Source organism: Sphingomonas sp. LR59 (assembly GCF_036855945.1).
Taxonomy (GTDB): Bacteria; Pseudomonadota; Alphaproteobacteria; order Sphingomonadales; family Sphingomonadaceae; genus Sphingomonas.
This window is the reverse complement of record NZ_JASPFL010000001.1, coordinates 2358129-2378286: the sequence shown is the minus strand read 5'-3', so window position 1 is coordinate 2378286 and position 20158 is coordinate 2358129. Positions and strand designations below refer to the sequence as shown.

Genomic DNA, 20158 nt, shown 5'->3' with positions numbered 1-20158 from the left:
AATGGCGACAGTCGACGACATGGTTCCTCCCGGCGAATCGCCAGAGCCGTTTCACGAAGAGGCCCATGACCCTCGCCGCCGTGATTTCATCAATATCGCAGCCGTTTCCTTCGCCGGCGTCGGCGCGGTCGCGATCGTCCTGCCGCTGATCAATCAGATGAACCCGAGCGCCGACGTGCTCGCGCAGTCGACCACCGAGATCGACCTGTCGAAGATCCTCCCCGGCCAGGCGATCAAGACGTCGTTCCGCAAACAGCCTTTGTTCGTCCGCAACCTGACGCCAAAGGAAATTTCGGAAGCCGACGCGGTCGATATCTCGACGCTGCGCGATCCGCAGACGCTCGAGCAGCGCACCAAGGCGGGTAAGAAGAACTGGCTGATCACGCTGGGCGTCTGCACGCATCTCGGCTGCGTCCCGCTCGGCGCCGGCGAGGGCGAGAACAAAGGGCCGTTCGGCGGCTATTTCTGTCCGTGCCACGGCTCGGCCTACGACACCGCCGCACGCATCCGCAAAGGCCCCGCTCCGTCGAACCTCCACGTTCCGGACTATGCCTTCAACTCCGACACCGTCGTCACGGTAGGCTGAGGAACGACCATGAGCTTTCCCTGGGCCAAGCAATACGAACCGAAGCTGCCGCTGACGCGGTGGCTGGATGAGCGGCTTCCCGTTCCCCGGCTCGTCTACAATTCACTCGGCGGCGGCTATCCCGTCCCGCGCAACCTCAATTATTTCTGGAACTTCGGCGTGCTCGCCGGTGCCGCACTGGCAATCCAGATCGTCACCGGCATCGTCCTGGCGATGCATTACGCCGCCAACGGCGCGGTCGCGTTCGACTCGGTCGAGAGCATCATGCGCGACGTCAACGCGGGCTGGTTCCTGCGTTACGCGCACGCGAACGGCGCCTCGATGTTCTTTATCGTCGTCTATACGCACATCTTCCGCGGGCTGTATTACGGCTCGTACAAGGCACCGCGCGAGATGGTGTGGCTGCTCGGCGTCGTCATCTTCCTGCTGATGATGGCGACCGCGTTCATGGGCTACGTGCTTCCCTGGGGCCAGATGAGCTTCTGGGGGGCGCAGGTCATCACCGGGTTCTTCTCCGCGATCCCGCTGGTCGGCGACACCATCCGGATCTGGCTGCTCGGCGGATTCGCGCCCGACAACGCCGCGCTCAACCGCTTCTTCTCGCTGCATTATCTGCTGCCGTTCGTGATCGCGGGTGTCATCATCCTGCACATCTGGGCGCTGCACATCCCGGGGTCGAACAACCCGACCGGCGTCGACGTGAAGGGCGAGCAGGACACCGTCCCGTTCCATCCGTACTACACCGCCAAGGACGGCTTCGGGCTCGGCATCTTCATGCTGATCTTCGCCAGCCTGCTGTTCTTCTTCCCGAACTATCTTGGCCACCCGGACAACTACATCCCGGCGAACCCGCTTTCGACGCCCGCGCACATCGTGCCCGAATGGTATTTCTGGCCGTTCTACGCGATCCTGCGCGCCTTCACCGCGGACTTTATCCTGCCGGCCAAGCTCTGGGGCGTGCTGGCGATGTTCGGCTCGATTCTGCTGCTGTTCTTCCTGCCCTGGCTCGACAGCTCGCCGGTCCGCTCGATGAACTATCGTCCCAAGGCGCGGATCGCGTTCTGGGTGCTGGTCGCGGACATCTTCGTACTCGGCTATTGCGGTGGCGCGCCGGCGAACGCGTTCTACGTGATCCTCAGCCAGATCTGCGCGGCCTATTATTTCGCGCATTTCCTGATCATCCTGCCGATCATTTCGCGCTCCGAGCGTCCGCGGCCGCTGCCCAACTCGATCACCGAGGCCGTGCTGAGCAAGCACGGCGGCACCAGCCCGGCCAAAACCGCGCTCGCGCACTGATACGAACTAGAGGACACACACATGGTTCGTCTCATCGCCTCCATCGTCGGCGCGGCCTTCGTGCTGGTGCTCGGCATCGCGCTCTTCGGCAGCGTGGCGGGAGTCATCACCGACCCCGTCGCGCCGACCGCGGAAAGCGTCGCACACAAGCACCCCAAGGAACTCGAGCTCGCCTCCAACGGCGTGTTCGGCAAGTTCGACCGTCGCCAGCTCCAGCGCGGGTTCCAGGTCTACAAGGAAGTCTGCTCGGCCTGCCACTCGCTGCGGCTGGTGTCGTTCCGCGACCTGACCAAGATCGGCTATACCGACCCCGAGGTTAAGGCGATCGCCAACCAGTGGGTCATCGAGCAGCCCTCGATCAACCCGGAGACGGGCGAGCCCGCGACCCGCAAGAACATCCCGTCGGATCGTTTCCCGTCGCCGTTCGCCAACGAGATCGCCGCGCGCGCCGCGAACAACAACGCGCTGCCGCCTGATCTTTCGCTGATCACCAAGGCGCGCGAGGACGGCACTGCGTATGTCCACTCGCTGCTGACCGGCTACACGACGCAGCCGGCCGCGTTGCTGAAGGAATTCCCGGACATCAAAACGCCGGCGGGTCTGCACTACAACCCGTATTTCGCGAACCTCAACATCGCGATGCCGCCGCCGCTGACGTCGGATGGCCAGGTGACCTACGCCGACGGCACCAAGCCGACGATGGAGCAGATGTCGACCGACGTCTCCGCGTTCCTGACCTGGACCGCAGAGCCCAACCTCGAGGCACGCCATGCCGCCGGGTTCGCGTCGATCATCTTCATCCTGATCTTCTGCGGCCTAGCCTGGGGCGCGTACCAAAACGTCTGGCGCGACGTTAAGCATTGATGACGGCCCGGCTCCCGCGGTAAGGGCGCACGGATAAAGGGAGCGGCGGACGGGCAGGGTGCCTTGTCCGCCGCTTTCGTTTTGGCCGTAGCGCAGCGTCGCGCACCGGCGCATCCGCCGCCATCGTGCGGAGAGAAGGGAGCTTCCATGCTCGATACCGAAGAGCGCAACGCCGACCTCAAGGCGCTGATCCGCACCATCCCGGATTTCCCCAAGCCCGGCATCCAGTTCCGCGACATCACGACGCTGCTGCTCGACCCCCACGGCTGGGCGACTGCGATCGAGCGGATGGTCGAAGCAGTCTCTGGCCCCGTCGACTTGGTCGCCGGCATCGAAGCGCGCGGTTTCCTGTTTGCCGCCGCGCTCGCCGCACCGCTCAAGGCCGGCGTCCTGCTGATCCGCAAGGACGGCAAGCTCCCCGGCGCGACCATCGCCGAGGACTACGCACTCGAATACGGCACCGACCGCATCGCGATCCACGCCGACGCCTTCGCGCCCGGCGCGCGCGTCCTGCTGGTCGACGACCTGATCGCCACCGGCGGCACCGCCCGCGCCGCGGTCCGCCTGCTCCACAAGGCCGGCGCGGTGGTTACGCAGGCACAGTTCCTGGTCGACTTGCCGGACCTCGGCGGAGCAGACGCGCTCCGCACCGACGGCATCGAAGCAACCGCCCTGATTCACTTCCCCGGCCACTGACGCGCGCTTGCCTGCGCACGCTACCTGATGCAGGTCACCTGATAGTGGTCACTCGTTCCCTAATACGGCACCACCCCGGCGTAGGCCGGGGCCCAATTGGGAAACATTGCTGACGAATGACCGCGCGCCGTTACCTCTTTCATCGCAATTGGACCCCGGCCTTCGCCGAGGGGGTAGTGAGGTAGCGGTTTGCTTCATGACTTGATCGCCGCGTGCGTGAGGGAACGGTAAGGGGACAACGTCCTGGTCCGCACAGGCTCACCCCCACCAGCCAACAAACCCCGTCAGACCCCATTCATGGAACCTGCGACATAACGACTCCGTTGTACGACGAATAGCGGCGCGTTGTGTCCGCTCTCCACGTACGGGAGACTCCCCATGTTTATGAAGCGCTTCGGCATTATCGGCCTAGCCTTGGGCCTCGGATTAGGCGTCGCGGGCTGCACCGATGGCTACGGCTATGGTGGCGCCGGCGTCGGCTATGCCAGCGATCCCTATTACGGCGGCGGCTACGGCGACGGTTATTATGGCGCAGGCTATGGCGGTTATGGCGGCGGTTACGGCGGCGGCTATGACGGGTTCGCCGGCTATGGCGGCCTGAACTCCTATTACGGTTGGGCCGGCGATTATTATTATCCCGGCTCGGGGGTCTACGTCTACGATCGCTACCGCCGCCCGCACCGCTGGAACGGCAACCAGCAGCGCTACTGGCAGGGTCGCCAGCAGTATCGCGGCAACCGCAACGACGGTGGTCGCGGCAATTGGGGCGGCTTTGGCAACCGAGGCGATGGCGGCCGGAACGGCGGCTGGCGCGGCAACCGTCCGGGCTATCAGAATAATCCCGGCACGCCCGCTCAGGGCCAGTTCGGCAACGGCCGTCCCGGCCGCGACGACGATCGCGGCCGTGGTCCCGGTCGCGGCCAGTTCGGTCAACCCGGCCAGCCCGCGCAGCCCGGTCAGGTCGCCAACCCGCAGCAGCCCCAAGCCCAAGGCAACTTCCGCGGCAATCGTGGCGACGGCGCATTCCGAGGCAATCGCGGCGGCGGCGGCCAGCGCTTCGGCGGTGGACGGCCAGGCGGCGGTCGTCAGGGCGGCGGCAACCGCGGCGGCGGTCGCCCGGCGCAATAATTAGACAAGGTCGGTTCACGCAAAGGCGCGAAGGCGCGAAGAGAAGACTTCGATTTCGCGCAGAGGCGCGGAGAGTAGTTTAATACGAGAGGGCGAGCCTTCGCGTCGGCAGCGAAGCTAAATCAAAGCTCTGCCATCAAATCTCTCTCTCTCTCTCTCTCTCTCTTTCTCTGCGCCTCCGCGCCTCTGCGCGAACAAACCTTCTCTTCGCGCCTTCGCGCCTTCGCGTGAACTATCACTGCATCGGGAAGGCAGTGAGCCCCTAAGCAGGGCAACGGCTCGGCGATCAGCCGGCGTTGGCACCTGTGGGGCGGGTCGCCACCAGCCCATTAGAAACAAACGTCATCACCATCACGTCGTCCTGGTTGAACACCCGCATCCGGCTCTTGAAGATCCCCATCTCCGGCCGACTGGCCGACACGCGCTTCTCCAGGATCTCGGTCACGCAGCGCAGCGTGTCCCCCGGATACACCGGCTTGATCCACTTCAACTCGTCGATCCCCGGCGACCCGAGCCCGGCCTGCTGGTTCTCCTTCAGGTTCGCGACCACCATAGACATCACCATCGCGCACGTATGCCAGCCGCTCGCCGACAACCGCCCGAAATGCGTCTGCGCGGCCGCCTCGTCGGACAGGTGAAACGGCTGCGGATCGTATTTCGCGGCGAAGTCCATCACCTCCTCGCGCGTGACCGCGTAGGAACCGAACGACGCAGTCCGACCGACCTCGATATCCTCGAAATACTGCACAACCTCTCCTCTTATCGTTGCAGCACCTTCTGGAAGGGTGCGTCGGTGCCGTCCAGCCCCGCTTCGGCCGGCAACCCGATCAGATCACGCAGCAAAGGCTCGATCGCGACATTGTCGAAGCTCGCAATCGTCTTGCCGCGCGCAAACGCCGGCCCGTTGGCGATGAACAGCGCCTGCATCTCCGGCGCCATGTTGTCATACCCATGCATCCCGCCGACCGAAGCCTTGGTCGGCGCACTCGAATCCACCCGCCAGCCGACATCAGCGAGACACAGATAACTCGGCACCCTTGGATTGCGCCCGTAATGAAATCGCGCCGGGATCTCCCCTTCCGCCAGCATTGCAGGTGATCGTGGGGCTTCAACAACCGCGCCTCCAGCGCCGCCTCATGCCCCGGCACCGCGAACAAAGTCGCGTACGGCCCCGTCTCGACGGTGCGATAATCCGCCTTGTCCGCAATCGCGTCGAGCGCCACGACTCGCGTGCTGCTCGTCGCCGCCATGCCGTGGTCCGCGACGATCACCAGGTTCGCCAGCTGCCCCAGCGCGGCAAGCCCGTCGACCAGCGCGCCGATGCTCGCATCGACATCGGCCACCGCCTGCGTCACGCCTGCGCTGTCCGGCCCACCCGCATGACCCGCGCTGTCGACGGTATCGAAATACAATGTCACCAGCTTTGGCCGGATCGCCGCTGGCCGCCGCATCCAGTCGAGCACCGCGTTGACGCGCTGCGTCCCTGAAACCTGCTGGTTGAACTGCTGCCAGTCCTCCGGCCGCGTCCCCCCTCGATCGCCCCGTGGCTGTCGGGCTTCACCTTGCCACCGATGGCAACATTCGCGCCCGGCCAGAACATCGTCGCGGTCCGGATCCCCGCCTTCTCCGCATCGACCCAGATCGGCGAGCTCTCGCTCCACCAGAACGGATCGTCCGTCGCCATCGTGAAGCTCTCCCCGGCCGCGCCGGATCCTCCATCCTGTTGCCGACGATCCCGCTGCGATCGGGCCGCAGCCCCGTCACGAGCGTCCAGTGATTGGGAAAGGTGACGCTCGGAAACGACGGCCGCATGCTCGCGAATACCCCGCCCGCGCGCAGCCGGTTGAGGTTCGGCGTCACGCCGCGATCGAGATAATCCGGTCGAAACCCGTCGATCGACACCAGTATGGTAACCGGCGCCCGAGTCTGGCCCGGCATCGCAGCCACCGCCGTCGATACGGGCGCCGGCGCAGTGATGGGCGCGAGGGCAGGGGGCGTATACGGATAAGCACACCCTGCGAGTGCAAGCGCACAACCACTCAACATAATTTTCATTGGTGTTCGTCCTGAGCAAGTCCCGGCGTCGCGGCCTCTACCCGGCAAGCTCGACGAACGAAAGCGCCGTCAGGCGGTACGCGCGCCGAGCATGTCTGGCCTGCAGGCGATCACGTGTCGTAACAGCTGATCACGGTGCTGCGCATGTCGACTTCCGCGCGTTCACCCGGCAGCACCTCGGTTGAAATCTTGCCCTTCTTGGTACCGACGTTCAACCGCGCCGGCCCTTCGATCTTGCACGTCATGCCCTTTGCGGTGATGCCGCAAGCATTCTCCAGACGCTTGCTCTCGGACACCGAGTCTTCGTCGATCGGATGCAGCGAGAACGACGCGGCGAACGTCCCACCAAACAAGGCCGGACCCAGACCGCTCGCAAGGTTGACCTTCCAGCCGCCAGCCCGCGTCTTCCCACCACTTTTAGCGTTCGGCTTCATGCCGAGTTGCGGTGCCAGGCGCTGGCAAAAGCTCGGCACCGCGGGCTGTTGAAAGGGCGTCACCGCAGACGCCGTCGTCGACAGGGCAACGAGCATTCCCAACAGATGCATGACAGCCAACGCAATTCCCCCGATATGTCGGAGGCTACGCTAGCCATCAAATCTTACATTGAAAATGCGCGATTGCCCGGTTCCGCATCTCAGCGGCCGTCCGGTTTCAGCTATGCAGGAAGTGCATCACGTCGCCGTCATGGACGACGTACGCCTTGCCTTCCGCGCGCAGCTTGCCCGCCTCGCGCGCCTTCGATTCGCCACCCAGCGCGATGAAGTCGTCGAACGCGATCGTTTCGGCGCGGATGAAGCCCTTTTCGAAATCGCCGTGGATCTCGCCCGCCGCCTGCGGTGCGGTCGCGCCCTCGTGGACGGTCCAGGCACGCGCCTCCTTCGGGCCGACCGTGAAGAACGTCAGCAGGTGCAGTAGCTTGTACCCGGCGGTGATGACGCGCGCGAGGCCGGTCTCTTCCAGACCCAGTTCGCCGAGAAACTCGCCGCGATCCTCGGCTGGCATCGTCGCGATTTCCGCTTCGATCGCCGCCGACACCACGACCGCCTCGGCGCCCTCGGCCTTCGCCTTTTCGAATACCCGCGCCGACAGCGCATTGCCGTTCGCCGCATCGCCCTCATCGACGTTGCACACGTACAGGACAGGCTTGGCGGTCAGCAACTGCGCCTGCGCGAACACGCGCGCCTCGTCCTCGTCCTTCGGCACGGTCAGCCGCGCGGGCTTGCCCTCGCGGAGCAATTCCAGCGCTTGGCCCAGCACGGCGGCGCCAATCTTGGCTTCCTTGTCGCCCTGCATGCCCTTCTTGGCGAGGTTCGGCACGCGCTTCTCGAGGCTTTCGAGGTCGCTCAGCATCAGCTCGGTGTCGACCGTCTCGGCGTCGGCGATCGGATCGACCTTGTTGTCGACATGCGTCACGTCGCCGTCCTCGAAGCAGCGCAGCACATGGACGATCGCGTCGACCTCGCGGATGTTGCCGAGGAACTGATTGCCGAGCCCTTCGCCCTTCGACGCGCCGCGCACGAGGCCGGCGATGTCGACGAAGCCCAATTGCGTCTCGATGATCTTCTGCGATCCGGCGATCTTGGCGAGCGCGTCGAGCCGCTTGTCGGGCACGCCGACGTTACCGACGTTCGGCTCGATCGTGCAGAACGGATAGTTCGCCGCCTGCGCCGCGGCCGTCTCGGTCAGCGCGTTGAAGAGAGTGGACTTGCCGACGTTCGGCAGCCCCACGATGCCGCAGCGAAAACCCATGATATGCCCTTGGTATAAGAATGTGGTGGCGCTTTAGGGCAGGGCGCGAAGGAAGGCCAGCAAGGACGCCTCGTCCTTAATCCTCCCCCGCCAGGGGGAGGTGGCAGGCACTTGCCTGACGGAGGGGGAGGCTGGTGCAACCGCTGTTCCGTGTTCCTCCCCTCCGTCGCTTCGCGCCACCTCCCCCTGGCGGGGGAGGATCGGCAGGAGCGGGCCTGATCGAACCACTCGATTGCCGCAACGCAGCAAAATTATCATGCCGCTCGGTAGAGATGTCGCCGGTCGATGGTTATCATCGGTCTCTCCCCCAGAAATCCCCAGGAATTTCATGACCACGACCGCCAACGGCTACGCCGCGCAATCCCCCGAAACGCCGCTCGCCCCGTTCAGCTTCGAGCGCCGCGCGCCCGGCAAGACCGACGTCGCGATCGACATCGCGTTCTGCGGCGTCTGCCATTCCGACCTCCACACCGCCAAGGGCGAGTGGGAAGGCACTCTCTACCCCTGCGTCCCGGGCCACGAGATCGTCGGCCACGTCACCGCGGTCGGCAGCGACGTCACCAAGTTCAAGGTCGGCGACGTCGTCGGCGTCGGCTGCATGGTCGACAGCTGCGGCGAGTGCCCGTCGTGCAAGGACGGCGAGGAGCAATATTGCGAGACCACCGGCTTCGTCGGCACGTATAACGGCCCCGATCCCGTGCTCGGCGGCCACACCTTCGGCGGCTATTCGGACAAGATCGTCGTCGACGAGGGCTTCGTGCTGAAGGTCTCGCATCCCGAAGCCGACCTCGCCGCAGTCGCGCCGCTGCTGTGCGCCGGCATCACCACCTACTCGCCGTTGAAGCACTGGAAGGTCGGCCCCGGCCAGAAGGTCGGCATCGTCGGTCTCGGCGGGCTTGGCCACATGGGCGTCAAGATCGCCAATGCGATGGGTGCCGAGGTCTATGTCTTCTCGACCTCGCCGAACAAGCGCGACGACGCCAAGCGTCTCGGCGCGAAGGACCTGATCGTGTCGAAGGACGAGGCCGCGATGGCCGAGCACGCCAACAGCTTCGACTTCATCCTGAACACCGTCGCGGCGAGCCACAACCTCGACACGTTCACCGCGCTGCTCAAGCGCGACGGCACGATGACGCTGGTCGGCGTCCCCGAGCACGCGCATCCGTCGCCCTCGGTCGGCAACCTGATCTTCAAGCGCCGCGCGATCGCCGGCTCGCTGATCGGCGGCATCGCCGAGACGCAGGAGATGCTCGATTTTTGCAACGAGCACGGCTTGGTATCGGACATTGAGATGATCCGCATGGACGAGATCGAACCCTCGTATCAGCGCATGGTGAAGAGCGACGTGAAGTACCGCTTCGTCATCGACATGGCCTCGATGAAAGCGCCGTAACCGGGAAGGGGCGGCGCTCAACGAGCGCCGCCCCAAACTCCCTCCCCTTCAGGGGAGGGGGTAAGAAGGACTAATACCACCACCCCGGCGAAGGCCGGGGCCCAGGTGGGAAGGCCAGTGTGATGAAGGGCAGCCCTTCGTTAGCAACGTTGCCCAACTGGGCCCCGGCCTTCGCCGAGGTGGCGACCATCACCACGCCGGACTGCGCCCCAATCACCACCGATAGTTGAAACTAATACTGATCCGCTCACCCTTGGCAGCATTCGGCACGACCTCATGCCGCAACCAGCTCTCCCAAAGAAACACACTCCCCGGCTTAGGCTCCGCATAAACAAACGTCCGCAGATCCTCCGCAGCATCCTCCAGCCGGGTCGGCGCCGCCATCATCATCGGCAACCGCGGATCCTCTAGCTTTAGCGCCCCAGCCCCTTCCGGAATTGCCACATACATCGTCCCCGACACGACGCTATGCGGATGGATATGCCCCGAATGCGCGCCCCCAGGCTTCAGGACGTTCACCCAAAGGCTATCCAGCTTCAACTTCCGCCCGCCAAGATCGAACGCGCAATCCTTCGCGAACTGCGCGACATGCTTGTTCAGCAGCCGCACCAGATCCCCGAACCGCGGATCGCGCAACGGCAGGTCGTTCAGCGACGCATACGACGTGTACCCACGATACCCATGCGCCTTCGACCACGCGACCCCGGCGCGATCTGCCTTCGCCAGTTCGAGCGCGGCGTCCTCCAGTTCCTCGACCAGATCGTCGTCGCCGAGATCGGCCTCATAGAACCGCGTGGCAAACAGGGAGCGGGTAGTCATGGCTGCATCCTCAACGCGACATCGTTCATGAAGCGGACGTCGTCGCCTTCCGCCAGCCACTTGGCCTCCGCCGCGACCGCGCCGAGCATGTCGCTCAACGGCTCGATCTCGGCCTTCGCATAATTGCCGAGCACATAACCGGTGACGCGATCCTTGTGCCCGGGATGCCCGATTCCCAGCCGCACGCGGCGAAACTCGGGCCCCAGATGCTGGTCGGTCGAGCGCAGCCCGTTATGCCCCGCGGTCCCGCCGCCGGTCTTCACCTTCACGCGAAACGGCGCGATATCGAGTTCGTCGTGGAACACCGTCAGCGCCTCGACGCCGAGCTTGTAGAAGCGCAACGCCTCGCTGATCGCGCGGCCGCTCTCGTTCATGAAGGTGGCCGGCTTCAGCAGCAGGATCTTTGTCGAGCCGATCCGCCCCTCCTGCGTCCAGCCCTGAAACTGCTTCTTGACCGCGCCGAAGCCGTGCACCTCGGCGATCGCGTCGGCGACCATGAACCCTACATTGTGCCGGTGCATCGCATATTGCGCCCCCGGATTGCCGAGTCCCGCCCAGATCTGCACGTGTGATTCTCCAAAACGAAACGGCCGAGCGCTCGACCACATAAGCTGCTCTCCCGCGAAGGCGGGAGCCCAGGGTAACGGGCGGCGGCGCTCTTGGCTCCTGGACCCCCGCGTTCGCGAGGGAACAGTAAGGGGCAGCCCTATAAAACGAAACGGGCGGGAAAGCCCTAGCTTTCCCGCCCGCCAGATCATCCGAAGACGAAGAAGATTAGTCCTTCTTCTGCGGCGTGATCTTGTCGTCGTCGTTGTCATCGTCGTTAGGCTCGACCGGGGTCTCTTCCTCGGCAGCAGCCTCGGCAGCCTGAGCTTCGGCGACTTCGGCCTCGAGCTCTTCGTCCTCGACGGTCGGCACGGTCGGCGGCACGATCGTGGCGATCGCGAAGTCGCGGTCGTCGATCGCGGGCGTCGCGCCCTTGGGCAGCTTCACGTCGCTGATGTGGATCGAATCACCGATCTCCATCCCGCTAAGCGAAATCGTGATCTCGCTCGGGATATCCGAAGCGTCGACGACCAGCTCGATCTCGTGGCGCGTGATGTTGAGGACGCCCTTGCCCTTCTTGATGCCCGGTGCGTCGTCCTCGTCGGTGAACGCGATCGGCACCGCGACGGTGACGGTCGAATGCTCGCCGATGCGCAGGAAATCGACGTGGATCGGGCGATCCGAAACCGGGTGGAACGACACGTCCTTCGGCAGCGTGCGCACGCCGTTGACCATCACCACGGAATTCATGAAGTGGCCGGTCATCAGCGCCTTCATCAGCGCCTTTTCCTCGAGGTGAACCGAGGTTGGTTCCTGGTTCAGGCCGTAGATCACGGCAGGCACGCGGCCATCACGACGCAGCGCCCGGGAGGCTCCCTTGCCAACCCGGTCACGCGTCTCGGCTGCGAGCGTCAACTGGTCGCTCATCAATATTCTCCGAAACTCGTTTGTTGTCCTTCCCGCCCACGCCTCCAGGGATGACCATGGACCGGAAGCGCGGGCGCATAGCGGAAGTGGGGGCAAAAGCAATTCTGCGCCTTGGGAGTGCGTCCCCGCCAAATGCCGTCACCCCAGCGAAAGCTGGGGTATCCCCGTAACGAAGCGCGCTCCAGCCGCACGAGACCCCAGCTTTCGCTGGGGTGACGCAATGGTTGGGCGGGGCGTCGCGATTAACCCGGCAGATTAAAACCGGTAGTGGTCAATACTTCACCCGCTCGGCCTTCACGCCAAGCTTAGCCAATTGCGCCTGAACGCTATCCTTGCCCGCCAGATGCCCCGCACCAACCGCGATGAACACAGTCCCCGGCGTCCCGAGCCGAGTCTTCACCCACTCCGCCCAACGCGCGTTACGATCCACCAGCAACACCTTCGCCACCTCTGGCGAGTCCTTCAAACTATCGTTCATCTCCTTGGCAAGCGCCTCGGGATCACCCTTCGCCCATTCGTCGACCATCGTCGCCATCGTGCTTTCCAGCTTCGGCAACTCGTCGATCGTGCTCCCGAGAAACTGCAACTGCGCGGTCTGCGACAACCCGCCGAAATACCCGAGCTGCTGCTCCGCCGTCTCCAGCCCAATCACCGGCTTCCCCGCAGCCTTCGCCGCCGCCGTAATCACCTGCTCCGGCCCGTTCGCCGAATCATAGCCGAGCTTCGAAAGCGGCGCGATCGACAGGTTGGTCGCCGCCAGCCACGGCTTGAACCGATCGAACGCATTCGCCGGCAGCCCGAGATCGGTCACCGCCTTCGCATACGCCGCACGCTTGTCCGCGGGCAGTTGCTCGGTCAGCGTCGGCCCGTCCTTCGACACGCCGGTGGCCATCACCAGCGACTGCATCTTCGCGGGATCGGGCATCACCAGCTCCAGCACCACCTGGTTCGAGCGATCGAACGCGGTCTTCACCGCCTCGTCGAACCACGTCATGCCGGGCTTCAACACATGGATCGTCCCGAACAAATAGATCGTCGTGTCCTTGTCCTTCACCACCCAAAGCGCTGGATCGGCATCGTTCGCGGCTTGAACAGGCTTCGGCGCGACCTGCGCACAGGCGGGCAGGGCGAACGCCATCGCGATGGCGGACAGCGCGGATCGGAACGACGCGATCTTCGAAAACAGCTTCAAGGGAGGGCATCCTTACCGTGAGTTCGCCCCCATGTAGGACGCCCGACCGCAACGCACCACTTGCCTCCCGCACCCCCATCCGCCAAAGCCCGCGCGTGACCAAATCCGTGACAAAGCCTCTTAGCTTCCAGCGCATGATCCTCACGCTCCACGATTACTGGAGTGAACACGGATGCCTGATCCTGCAGCCCTACGACATGGAAATGGGCGCGGGTACCTTCCACACCGCCACGACGCTCCGCGCGCTCGGGCCGAAACCGTGGAACGCCGCGTTCGTCCAGCCCTGCCGCCGCCCGACCGACGGCCGCTACGGCGAAAACCCCAACCGGCTCCAGCATTACTACCAGTATCAGGTCATCCTGAAACCATCGCCTGCGAACCTCCAGGAACTCTACCTCGGCAGCTTGGCCGCGATCGGCATCGACATGCTGAAGCACGACATCCGCTTCGTTGAGGACGACTGGGAAAGCCCGACGCTCGGCGCCTGGGGTCTCGGCTGGGAGGTCTGGTGCGACGGCATGGAGGTGACGCAGTTCACCTATTTCCAGCAGATGGGCGGCTTCGACATGAAGCCCGTCGCCGGCGAACTCACCTACGGGTTGGAGCGCCTCGCGATGTACATCCAGGACAAGGACTCGGTCTACGACCTGGCGTTCAACGATGCCGGCGTGACCTACGGCGACGTGTTCCTGGAGAACGAGCAGGAGATGTCGAAGTGGAACTTCGAGATCGCCGACACGGACTCCCTGTTCGACCAGTTCCGCAAGCACGTTGCCGAATGCGAGAACTCGCTAGCCGCCAAGCTCCCGATCCCAGCCTACGAGCAGGCGATCAAAGCCAGCCACATCTTCAACCTGCTCCAGGCCCGCGGCGTAATCTCGGTCGCCGAACGCCAAGCCTATATGGGCCGCGTCCGAGACTTGGCGAAGGGCGCCTGCGCCGCCTGGATGGACAAGCACGGGTGGGCGGCGTGATGCTCGCTATCGCCATTCCTCCCCGGAACGGGGAGGGGGACCATGCGCAGCATGGTGGAGGGGCGTGCCACATACGCTCCGTTCGCGGCCCGCCCCCTCCACCGTCCTTTGGACGGTCCCCCTCCCCGTGCCGGGGAGGATTTGAGAGTCCCATGACCGATTTCCTTCTCGAACTCCGCTCCGAAGAAATTCCCGCCCGGATGCAGTCCAAGGCGCGTGAAGACCTCGCCAGGCTGTTCACCGCCGAGCTCGCCAAGGCCGGCATCGCCACCAGCGCCATCGTCACCTACGCGACCCCCCGCCGCCTGACGCTGATTGCGCGCGACCTGCCGCTCGAGACCGCCGCCGTCTCCGAGGAAACCAAGGGCCCCAAGACCTCCGCGCCCCCGCAGGCGCTCGAAGGCTTCCTCCGCAAGACCGGCCTCACCCGCGAGCAACTCATAGACCGCAACGGCACGCTGTTCGCGGTCACCGAAAAGCCCGGCCGCGCCACCGCCGCCGTTCTTGCCGACGCGATCCCCGCGATCGTCCGCGCCTTCCCGTGGCCGAAGTCGATGCGCTGGGGCGATGCCTCCGCCAGCACCGAATCGCTCCGCTGGGTCCGCCCGCTGCAAGGCATCGTCGCGTTGCTCGGCGAAGAGATCGTGCCGTTCGAGATCGCCGGCATCGCCAGCGGCGCCGCCACGCTCGGCCACCGCTTCCACCACCCGTACCAGATCACGATCGGCGGCGCGCACGACTATGTCGAGAAGCTGCGCGCCTGCCACGTCATCGTCGACCACGACGAACGCGCCACGCTGATCCGCGACCACGCCCGCGAAGCCGCCGCGCAGGCCGGCCTCGAACTCATCGAGGACGAGGGCCTCGTCGCGGAGAATGCAGGCCTGACGGAATGGCCGATTCCCCTGCTAGGCCAGTTCGACCCCGCGTTTCTCGACGTCCCGCCCGAGGTGATCCAGCTCACCGCGCGCGTGAACCAGAAATATTTCGTCTGCCGCAGCGCCGACGGAAAATTGGCGAACGCGTTCGTCTGTACCGCTAACATCGCCGCGCACGACGGCGGCGCGAAGATCGTCGAGGGTAACCGCAAGGTCCTCGCCGCGCGCTTGTCGGACGCGAAGTTCTTCTACGACACCGACCTCAAGGTCCCGCTCGAAGAGCAGGCCGAGAAGCTGTCGAAGATCGTCTTCCACGAAAAGCTCGGCACCGTAGCCGACAAGGTCGACCGCGTCGCGAAGCTCGCCCGCTGGCTGGTAGAAGAGGGTATAGTCACTTCTGCTTCTGCTCCCCTCCCGCTCGCGGGAGGGGTCGGGGAGGGCCTGACACAACCACCACCGCCGCGTTTGAGGCTAGCCCCTCCCCGACCCCTCCCGCAAGCGGGAAGGGAGCAGTGAGTTGGCAAACCTAGCAGACCGCGCAGCCCGCCTCGCAAAAGCAGACCTCGTCACCGGCATGGTCGGCGAGTTCCCCGAGCTGCAAGGCCTGATGGGCGGCTACTACGCCGCTGCGCAGGGCGAGCACCCGTCCGTCGCCACCGCCATCCGCGACCACTACAAGCCGGTCGGCCAAGGCGACGACGTCCCCACCGACCCGGTAACGGTCGCGGTAAGCTTGGCGGACAAGCTAGATACGATTGCACAATTCTTCTCGATTGATGCGGCACCTACGGGTTCGAAAGACCCGTTTGCACTTCGTCGGGCTGCACTTGGCGTAATTGCGATTATAAAGCTCAACGGGTTGCGTATGAGCCTCTTCTTCGCGATTTTCGAAGCGCTAGCGAAGTCTGGCATTGGCGTTGCTGTGTTGGAACAGCAAGGAAAACGCGCTGAGTTGCTGAACACCGTTTTTGACGAATTTGGTGCCGAGGTCGCCATTGGCGCATTGAAGGCTTGGATTGATACGATCCGCCCTGACGAATACAAAAAGCAGATCAGCGAAGCGGTCTGGGCTGATATGGAGCTGGCTATGCCAGTTGCGGCGAATGTCCGAGATTTCATGATGGATCGTCTGGAAGTAGCTGAACGCGATGTAGGAACTCGTCCCGACATAATTCGTGCAGCCCGCATCATGGACGGCACTGGCGCTAAGGAGGACGATCTCGTCCGCCTGCTCGCGCGCGTCCACGCGCTCCAGGCGTTCGTGACCACCGAGGACGGTGCGAACCTGCTCGCCGGTTACAAGCGCGCTGCCAATATCCTGAAGAAGGAAGTCCCTGCTGCTCCCTCTCTTCTGCGGGGAGAGGGTAGGGGTGAGGGGCTGCCAAGCAGTGCAGCGCCCGGAACTGCCCCTCACCCCGACCCTCTCCCCGCAGGGGAGAGGGGCAGGAAACGCTGTCCTACACCCCCGAACCCGCAGAGACCGCGCTGATGACCGCGCTCGACTCCGCCGAACCCCGCGCCACCGCCGCGATCGCGCGCGAGGATTTCGCCGCCGCGATGGCCGCGCTCGCCTCGCTCCGCGCGCCGATCGACGCGTTCTTTGATAGCGTTATCGTCAACGATTCCGATCCCGCCAAACGCTCCGCTCGCCTGACCCTACTTGAGCGAGTCCGCGCCGCAGTGCACAACGTCGCAGATTTTTCGAAGATCGAGGGCTGATTGAAAGCGGAAATGCAGACGGCTCCCAGCGTCTGCACTTCCTGTACTTCACTTTTGCCCCGCCCATAAAAACAAGCACTTAGAGGACCTGTGATGACCCAATATGTGTACCGCTTCGGCGGCGGTGTTTCGGATGGCGGCAAGGGCGACAAGAACCTGCTCGGCGGCAAGGGCGCGAACCTCGCCGAGATGGCGTCGATCGGCCTGCCGGTCCCGCCGGGCTTCACGATCTCGACCGATTTCTGCGCGGTCTATTACGACGAGGGCGGCCAGTTCCCGCAGAGCCTGCGCGACGAGGTCGCCACCGGCCTCGCCCACATCGAGGGCGTCACCGGCAAGAAATTCGGCGACCCCGCCGATCCACTGCTCGTTTCGGTCCGCTCGGGCGCCCGCGCCTCGATGCCGGGGATGATGGACACCGTCCTCAATCTCGGCCTCAACGACCAGACCGTCGAAGGCCTCGCCGCCAAGTCCGAGGACGCGCGCTTCGCCTGGGACAGCTATCGCCGCTTCATCCAGATGTACGCCGACGTCGTCCTCGAACTCGATCACGGCGCGTTCGAGGAAGCGCTGGAGATCGCCAAGGAAGACCAGGGCTTCACGCTCGACACCGAACTCTCCGCCGACGACCTGCGCAAACTCGTCGCCGAATATAAGGGCCTCGTCGAGAAGCTCTGGGGCAAGCCCTTCCCGCAGGACGTCCACGACCAGCTCTGGGGCGCGGTCGGCGCCGTCTTCGGCTCGTGGCAGTCGGAGCGGGCGAAAGTCTATCGCCGCCTCAACGACATCCCCGGCGGCTGGGGCACCGCGGTCAACATCCAGGCGATGGTGTTCGGCAACATGGGCGACACCTCGGCCACCGGCGTCGCCTTCACGCGCGACCCGTCGAAGGGCGACCGCGCCTATTACGGCGAATTCCTGATCAATGCGCAGGGCGAGGACGTCGTCGCCGGCATCCGCACCCCGCAATACCTGACCAAGACCGCGCGCGAAGACGCCGGCGCCAAGCCCGCCTCGATGGAAGAGGCGATGCCCGAGGTCTACCACCAGCTCGCCGACGTATTCGACACGCTCGAAAACCACTATCGCGACATGCAGGACATCGAGTTCACGGTCGAGAAGACCAAACTCTGGATGCTCCAGACCCGCGCCGGCAAGCGCACCGCCAAGGCCGCGCTCAAGATCGCCGTCGATATGGCGAATGAAGGTCTCATCACCCGCGAGGAAGCGATCCTGCGCATCGAGCCGATGGCGCTCGACCAGCTGCTCCACCCGACTCTCGATCCCAAGGCGACGCGCGACGTCCTGACCAAGGGCCTCCCCGCCTCGCCGGGTGCAGCCTCGGGTGCGGTCGTGTTCGATGCCGATGCCGCCGAGAAGAAGGCCGCCGATGGCGTCGCCGTCATCCTGGTCCGCACCGAGACCTCGCCCGACGACATCCACGGCATGCATGCGGCGAAGGGCATCCTGACCGCGCGCGGCGGGATGACGAGCCACGCGGCAGTGGTGGCGCGTGGCATGGGCCGTCCCTGCGTTTCCGGCGCCGGCACGCTCTCCATCGACGCCAAGGCGAAGATCATGCGCTGCGGCGGCCGCGAGGTGAAGGAGGGCGACTTGCTCACCATCGACGGCACCACCGGCGAAGTGATGATCGGCGCGGTCGCGACCGTGCAGCCCGAGCTGTCGGGTGATTTCGCCACGCTGATGGTCTGGGCCGACGAGGTCCGCCGCCTGAAGGTCCGCGCCAACGCCGAGACGCCGGAAGATTGCCGCGTCGCCCGCGAGTTCGGCGCCGAGGGTGTCGGCCTATGCCGCACCGAGCACATGTTCTTCGAGAGCAGCCGCATCACCAACGTCCGCCAGATGATCCTGGCGAGCGACGAGAAGGGCCGCCGCGTCGCGCTCGAGAAGCTGCTCCCCGAACAGCGCAAGGATTTCACTGAGATCCTCGAGGTGATGGCCGGCCTGCCGGTAACGATCCGCCTGCTCGATCCGCCGCTCCACGAATTCCTTCCCCACGAGGAATCCGAATTCGCCGAAGTCGCGACCGCGGCGGGCGTCGACGTCGACACGCTCAAGCGCCGCGCGGCGGAGCTGCACGAGTTTAACCCGATGCTCGGCCACCGGGGCTGCCGTCTCGGTGTGACCTATCCCGAAATCTACGAGATGCAGGCGCGCGCGATCTTCGAGGCGGCCGTGGATGTCGCGGAGAAGTCCGGCGCGGCCCCGATCCCGGAAGTCATGATCCCGCTCGTCGCCACCCGCCGCGAGCTGGAGCTGATGAAGGCGGTCGTCGACAAGGCCGCCCAGGCGGTGTTCGCCGAGAAGGGCCGCACGATCGAGTATCTCGTCGGCACGATGATCGAACTCCCGCGCGCAGCACTGCGGGCCGGCGAGATCGCGGAAGTCGGCGAGTTCTTCTCGTTCGGCACCAACGACCTGACGCAGACGACCTTGGGCGTCAGCCGCGACGACGCCTCGCGCTTCCTCGGCGCGTATGTCGAGCAGGGCATTTACGCGAAGGACCCGTTCGTCAGCATCGACGTCGAAGGCGTCGGCGAATTGATCGAAATCGCAGCGGAGCGCGGGCGGAAAACGCGGGCGGGCATCAAGCTCGGCATCTGCGGCGAACACGGCGGGGACCCGGCAAGCATCGCGTTCTGCGAAAAGGTGGGGTTGGATTACGTGTCGGCCAGTCCCTACCGCGTCCCGATCGCCCGCCTGGCAGCAGCCCAAGCGGCGCTGTCGAAGAAGTAACGCCAGCCTCAAACAAGCACCACCCCGGCGAAGGCCGGGGCCCAATTGGAACGTCCAAGGTAACGAAGGACTGCCTCGAGTTACCTAGCGTCCCCAATTGGGCCCCGGCCTCCGCCGGGGTGGAAGAAGAAAAGAATGCTTCCCCGCGAAGGCGGGAACCCAGACTGGGCTCCCGCCTTCGCGGGAGAACAAGGGGCAGGGGCTAAACTAACCCCTGCAACTCACCGACGCTGATCGAAATCGAACCAACCACGCTTGGTCCCATCGGCATTATACGCCGGCCGAGCATAACCCGGCCGCGCCGAAGACAGCGCCCCGGTCCGCGACGTATCCACCACCGGCGCCCGCTCGACAACCGCCGGAGCAACCCGCGCCGCCTCGACGTCCTTCACCAACCGAGCATTCTCCCGCTCGGCCTCGACAGCCCGCTTCTCCGCCGCAGCAGCCCGAACATCCCCATCCTTCTTCACCGAAGCATGTGCATCCCGCTCCGCCAGATACCGCGCCTTCCACTTCTTGCCCCCGGATGACTCGCCAGTCCGAACAGCCAGCCGGCGACAAAAACCAGCGCAAGCGCCG

General features: G+C 64.9%; 16 protein-coding genes and 2 pseudogenes. 9 read left to right on the top strand and 9 right to left on the bottom strand.

Annotated elements, in window-relative coordinates:
• The first annotated feature begins 19 nt into the window (after window positions 1-19).
• The 5 genes from petA to QP164_RS11015 all read left to right on the top strand — a co-directional run bounded on the left by petA (window position 20) and on the right by QP164_RS11015 (window position 4570).
• On the top strand, window positions 20-586 hold the full coding sequence (petA, locus tag QP164_RS11035; protein WP_056489394.1) for a ubiquinol-cytochrome c reductase iron-sulfur subunit: 567 nt from the start codon (window positions 20-22) through the stop codon (window positions 584-586).
• 9 nt (window positions 587-595) lie between these two features.
• The gene (locus tag QP164_RS11030; RefSeq protein WP_333923146.1) at window positions 596-1882 is read left to right on the top strand and encodes a cytochrome b; all 1287 of its coding nucleotides are present in this window, start codon (window positions 596-598) and stop codon (window positions 1880-1882) included.
• Window positions 1883-1903: 21 nt separating this feature from the next.
• Window positions 1904-2746 carry a cytochrome c1 gene (locus QP164_RS11025; protein ID WP_132735715.1) on the top strand — a complete coding sequence of 281 codons (843 nt, stop codon included), beginning with the start codon at window positions 1904-1906 and terminating at the stop codon, window positions 2744-2746.
• A 147-nt stretch (window positions 2747-2893) separates the two neighbouring features.
• Entirely contained in the window at window positions 2894-3442 is a 549-nt protein-coding gene (locus tag QP164_RS11020; RefSeq protein ID WP_333923145.1) for an adenine phosphoribosyltransferase, read from the top strand.
• A gap of 378 nt (window positions 3443-3820) precedes the next feature.
• On the top strand, window positions 3821-4570 hold the full coding sequence (locus QP164_RS11015) for a hypothetical protein (RefSeq protein WP_333923144.1): 750 nt from the start codon (window positions 3821-3823) through the stop codon (window positions 4568-4570).
• 286 nt (window positions 4571-4856) lie between these two features.
• On the opposite strand, the gene QP164_RS11010 is transcribed toward QP164_RS11015, so the two are convergent.
• The 4 genes and pseudogenes from QP164_RS11010 to ychF all read right to left on the bottom strand — a co-directional run bounded on the left by QP164_RS11010 (window position 4857) and on the right by ychF (window position 8374).
• On the bottom strand, window positions 4857-5318 hold the full coding sequence (locus QP164_RS11010; protein ID WP_333923143.1) for a MaoC family dehydratase: 462 nt from the start codon (window positions 5316-5318) through the stop codon (window positions 4857-4859).
• Between the two features lie 11 nt (window positions 5319-5329).
• Window positions 5330-6616, bottom strand: a pseudogene (locus QP164_RS11005) (alkaline phosphatase family protein).
• A 119-nt stretch (window positions 6617-6735) separates the two neighbouring features.
• Window positions 6736-7122 (bottom strand): hypothetical protein, encoded by a 387-nt coding sequence (locus QP164_RS11000; RefSeq protein ID WP_332754640.1) that lies wholly within the window; start codon window positions 7120-7122, stop codon window positions 6736-6738.
• 154 nt (window positions 7123-7276) lie between these two features.
• Window positions 7277-8374 (bottom strand): redox-regulated ATPase YchF, encoded by a 1098-nt coding sequence (ychF, locus tag QP164_RS10995; protein WP_056047251.1) that lies wholly within the window; start codon window positions 8372-8374, stop codon window positions 7277-7279.
• Window positions 8375-8702: 328 nt separating this feature from the next.
• Here ychF and QP164_RS10990 point away from each other — a divergent pair, with 328 nt between their 5' ends.
• Window positions 8703-9767 carry an NAD(P)-dependent alcohol dehydrogenase gene (locus QP164_RS10990; RefSeq protein ID WP_333923142.1) on the top strand — a complete coding sequence of 355 codons (1065 nt, stop codon included), beginning with the start codon at window positions 8703-8705 and terminating at the stop codon, window positions 9765-9767.
• 213 nt (window positions 9768-9980) lie between these two features.
• On the opposite strand, the gene QP164_RS10985 is transcribed toward QP164_RS10990, so the two are convergent.
• The 4 genes from QP164_RS10985 to QP164_RS10970 form a co-directional block, all read right to left on the bottom strand.
• The gene (locus QP164_RS10985) at window positions 9981-10586 is read right to left on the bottom strand and encodes a TIGR02466 family protein (protein WP_056047257.1); all 606 of its coding nucleotides are present in this window, start codon (window positions 10584-10586) and stop codon (window positions 9981-9983) included.
• A complete protein-coding gene (gene pth / locus QP164_RS10980; protein ID WP_333923141.1) occupies window positions 10583-11152 on the bottom strand; it encodes an aminoacyl-tRNA hydrolase in 570 nt (189 codons plus the stop codon). Before pth ends, QP164_RS10985 begins: the two co-directional genes overlap by 4 nt.
• Before the next feature lie 208 nt (window positions 11153-11360).
• Window positions 11361-12059: a 50S ribosomal protein L25/general stress protein Ctc gene (locus QP164_RS10975; protein WP_333923140.1), complete on the bottom strand. Its 699-nt coding sequence runs from the start codon at window positions 12057-12059 to the stop codon at window positions 11361-11363.
• Between the two features lie 271 nt (window positions 12060-12330).
• Window positions 12331-13197 (bottom strand): TraB/GumN family protein, encoded by an 867-nt coding sequence (locus QP164_RS10970; RefSeq protein WP_132895810.1) that lies wholly within the window; start codon window positions 13195-13197, stop codon window positions 12331-12333.
• Between the two features lie 188 nt (window positions 13198-13385).
• Between QP164_RS10970 and QP164_RS10965 the strand changes: the two genes are divergently transcribed.
• The 3 genes and pseudogenes from QP164_RS10965 (at window position 13386) to ppdK (ending at window position 19579) form a co-directional block, all read left to right on the top strand.
• A complete protein-coding gene (locus QP164_RS10965) occupies window positions 13386-14225 on the top strand; it encodes a glycine--tRNA ligase subunit alpha (RefSeq protein ID WP_093398883.1) in 840 nt (279 codons plus the stop codon).
• A 152-nt stretch (window positions 14226-14377) separates the two neighbouring features.
• Window positions 14378-16822: pseudogene (glyS, locus tag QP164_RS10960) on the top strand (glycine--tRNA ligase subunit beta).
• A gap of 93 nt (window positions 16823-16915) precedes the next feature.
• A complete protein-coding gene (ppdK, locus tag QP164_RS10955; protein WP_133031604.1) occupies window positions 16916-19579 on the top strand; it encodes a pyruvate, phosphate dikinase in 2664 nt (887 codons plus the stop codon).
• A gap of 221 nt (window positions 19580-19800) precedes the next feature.
• Here ppdK and QP164_RS10950 read toward each other — a convergent pair whose 3' ends face one another.
• Window positions 19801-20049 (bottom strand): hypothetical protein, encoded by a 249-nt coding sequence (locus QP164_RS10950; protein WP_333923139.1) that lies wholly within the window; start codon window positions 20047-20049, stop codon window positions 19801-19803.
• Between the last annotated feature and the right edge of the window lie 109 nt (window positions 20050-20158).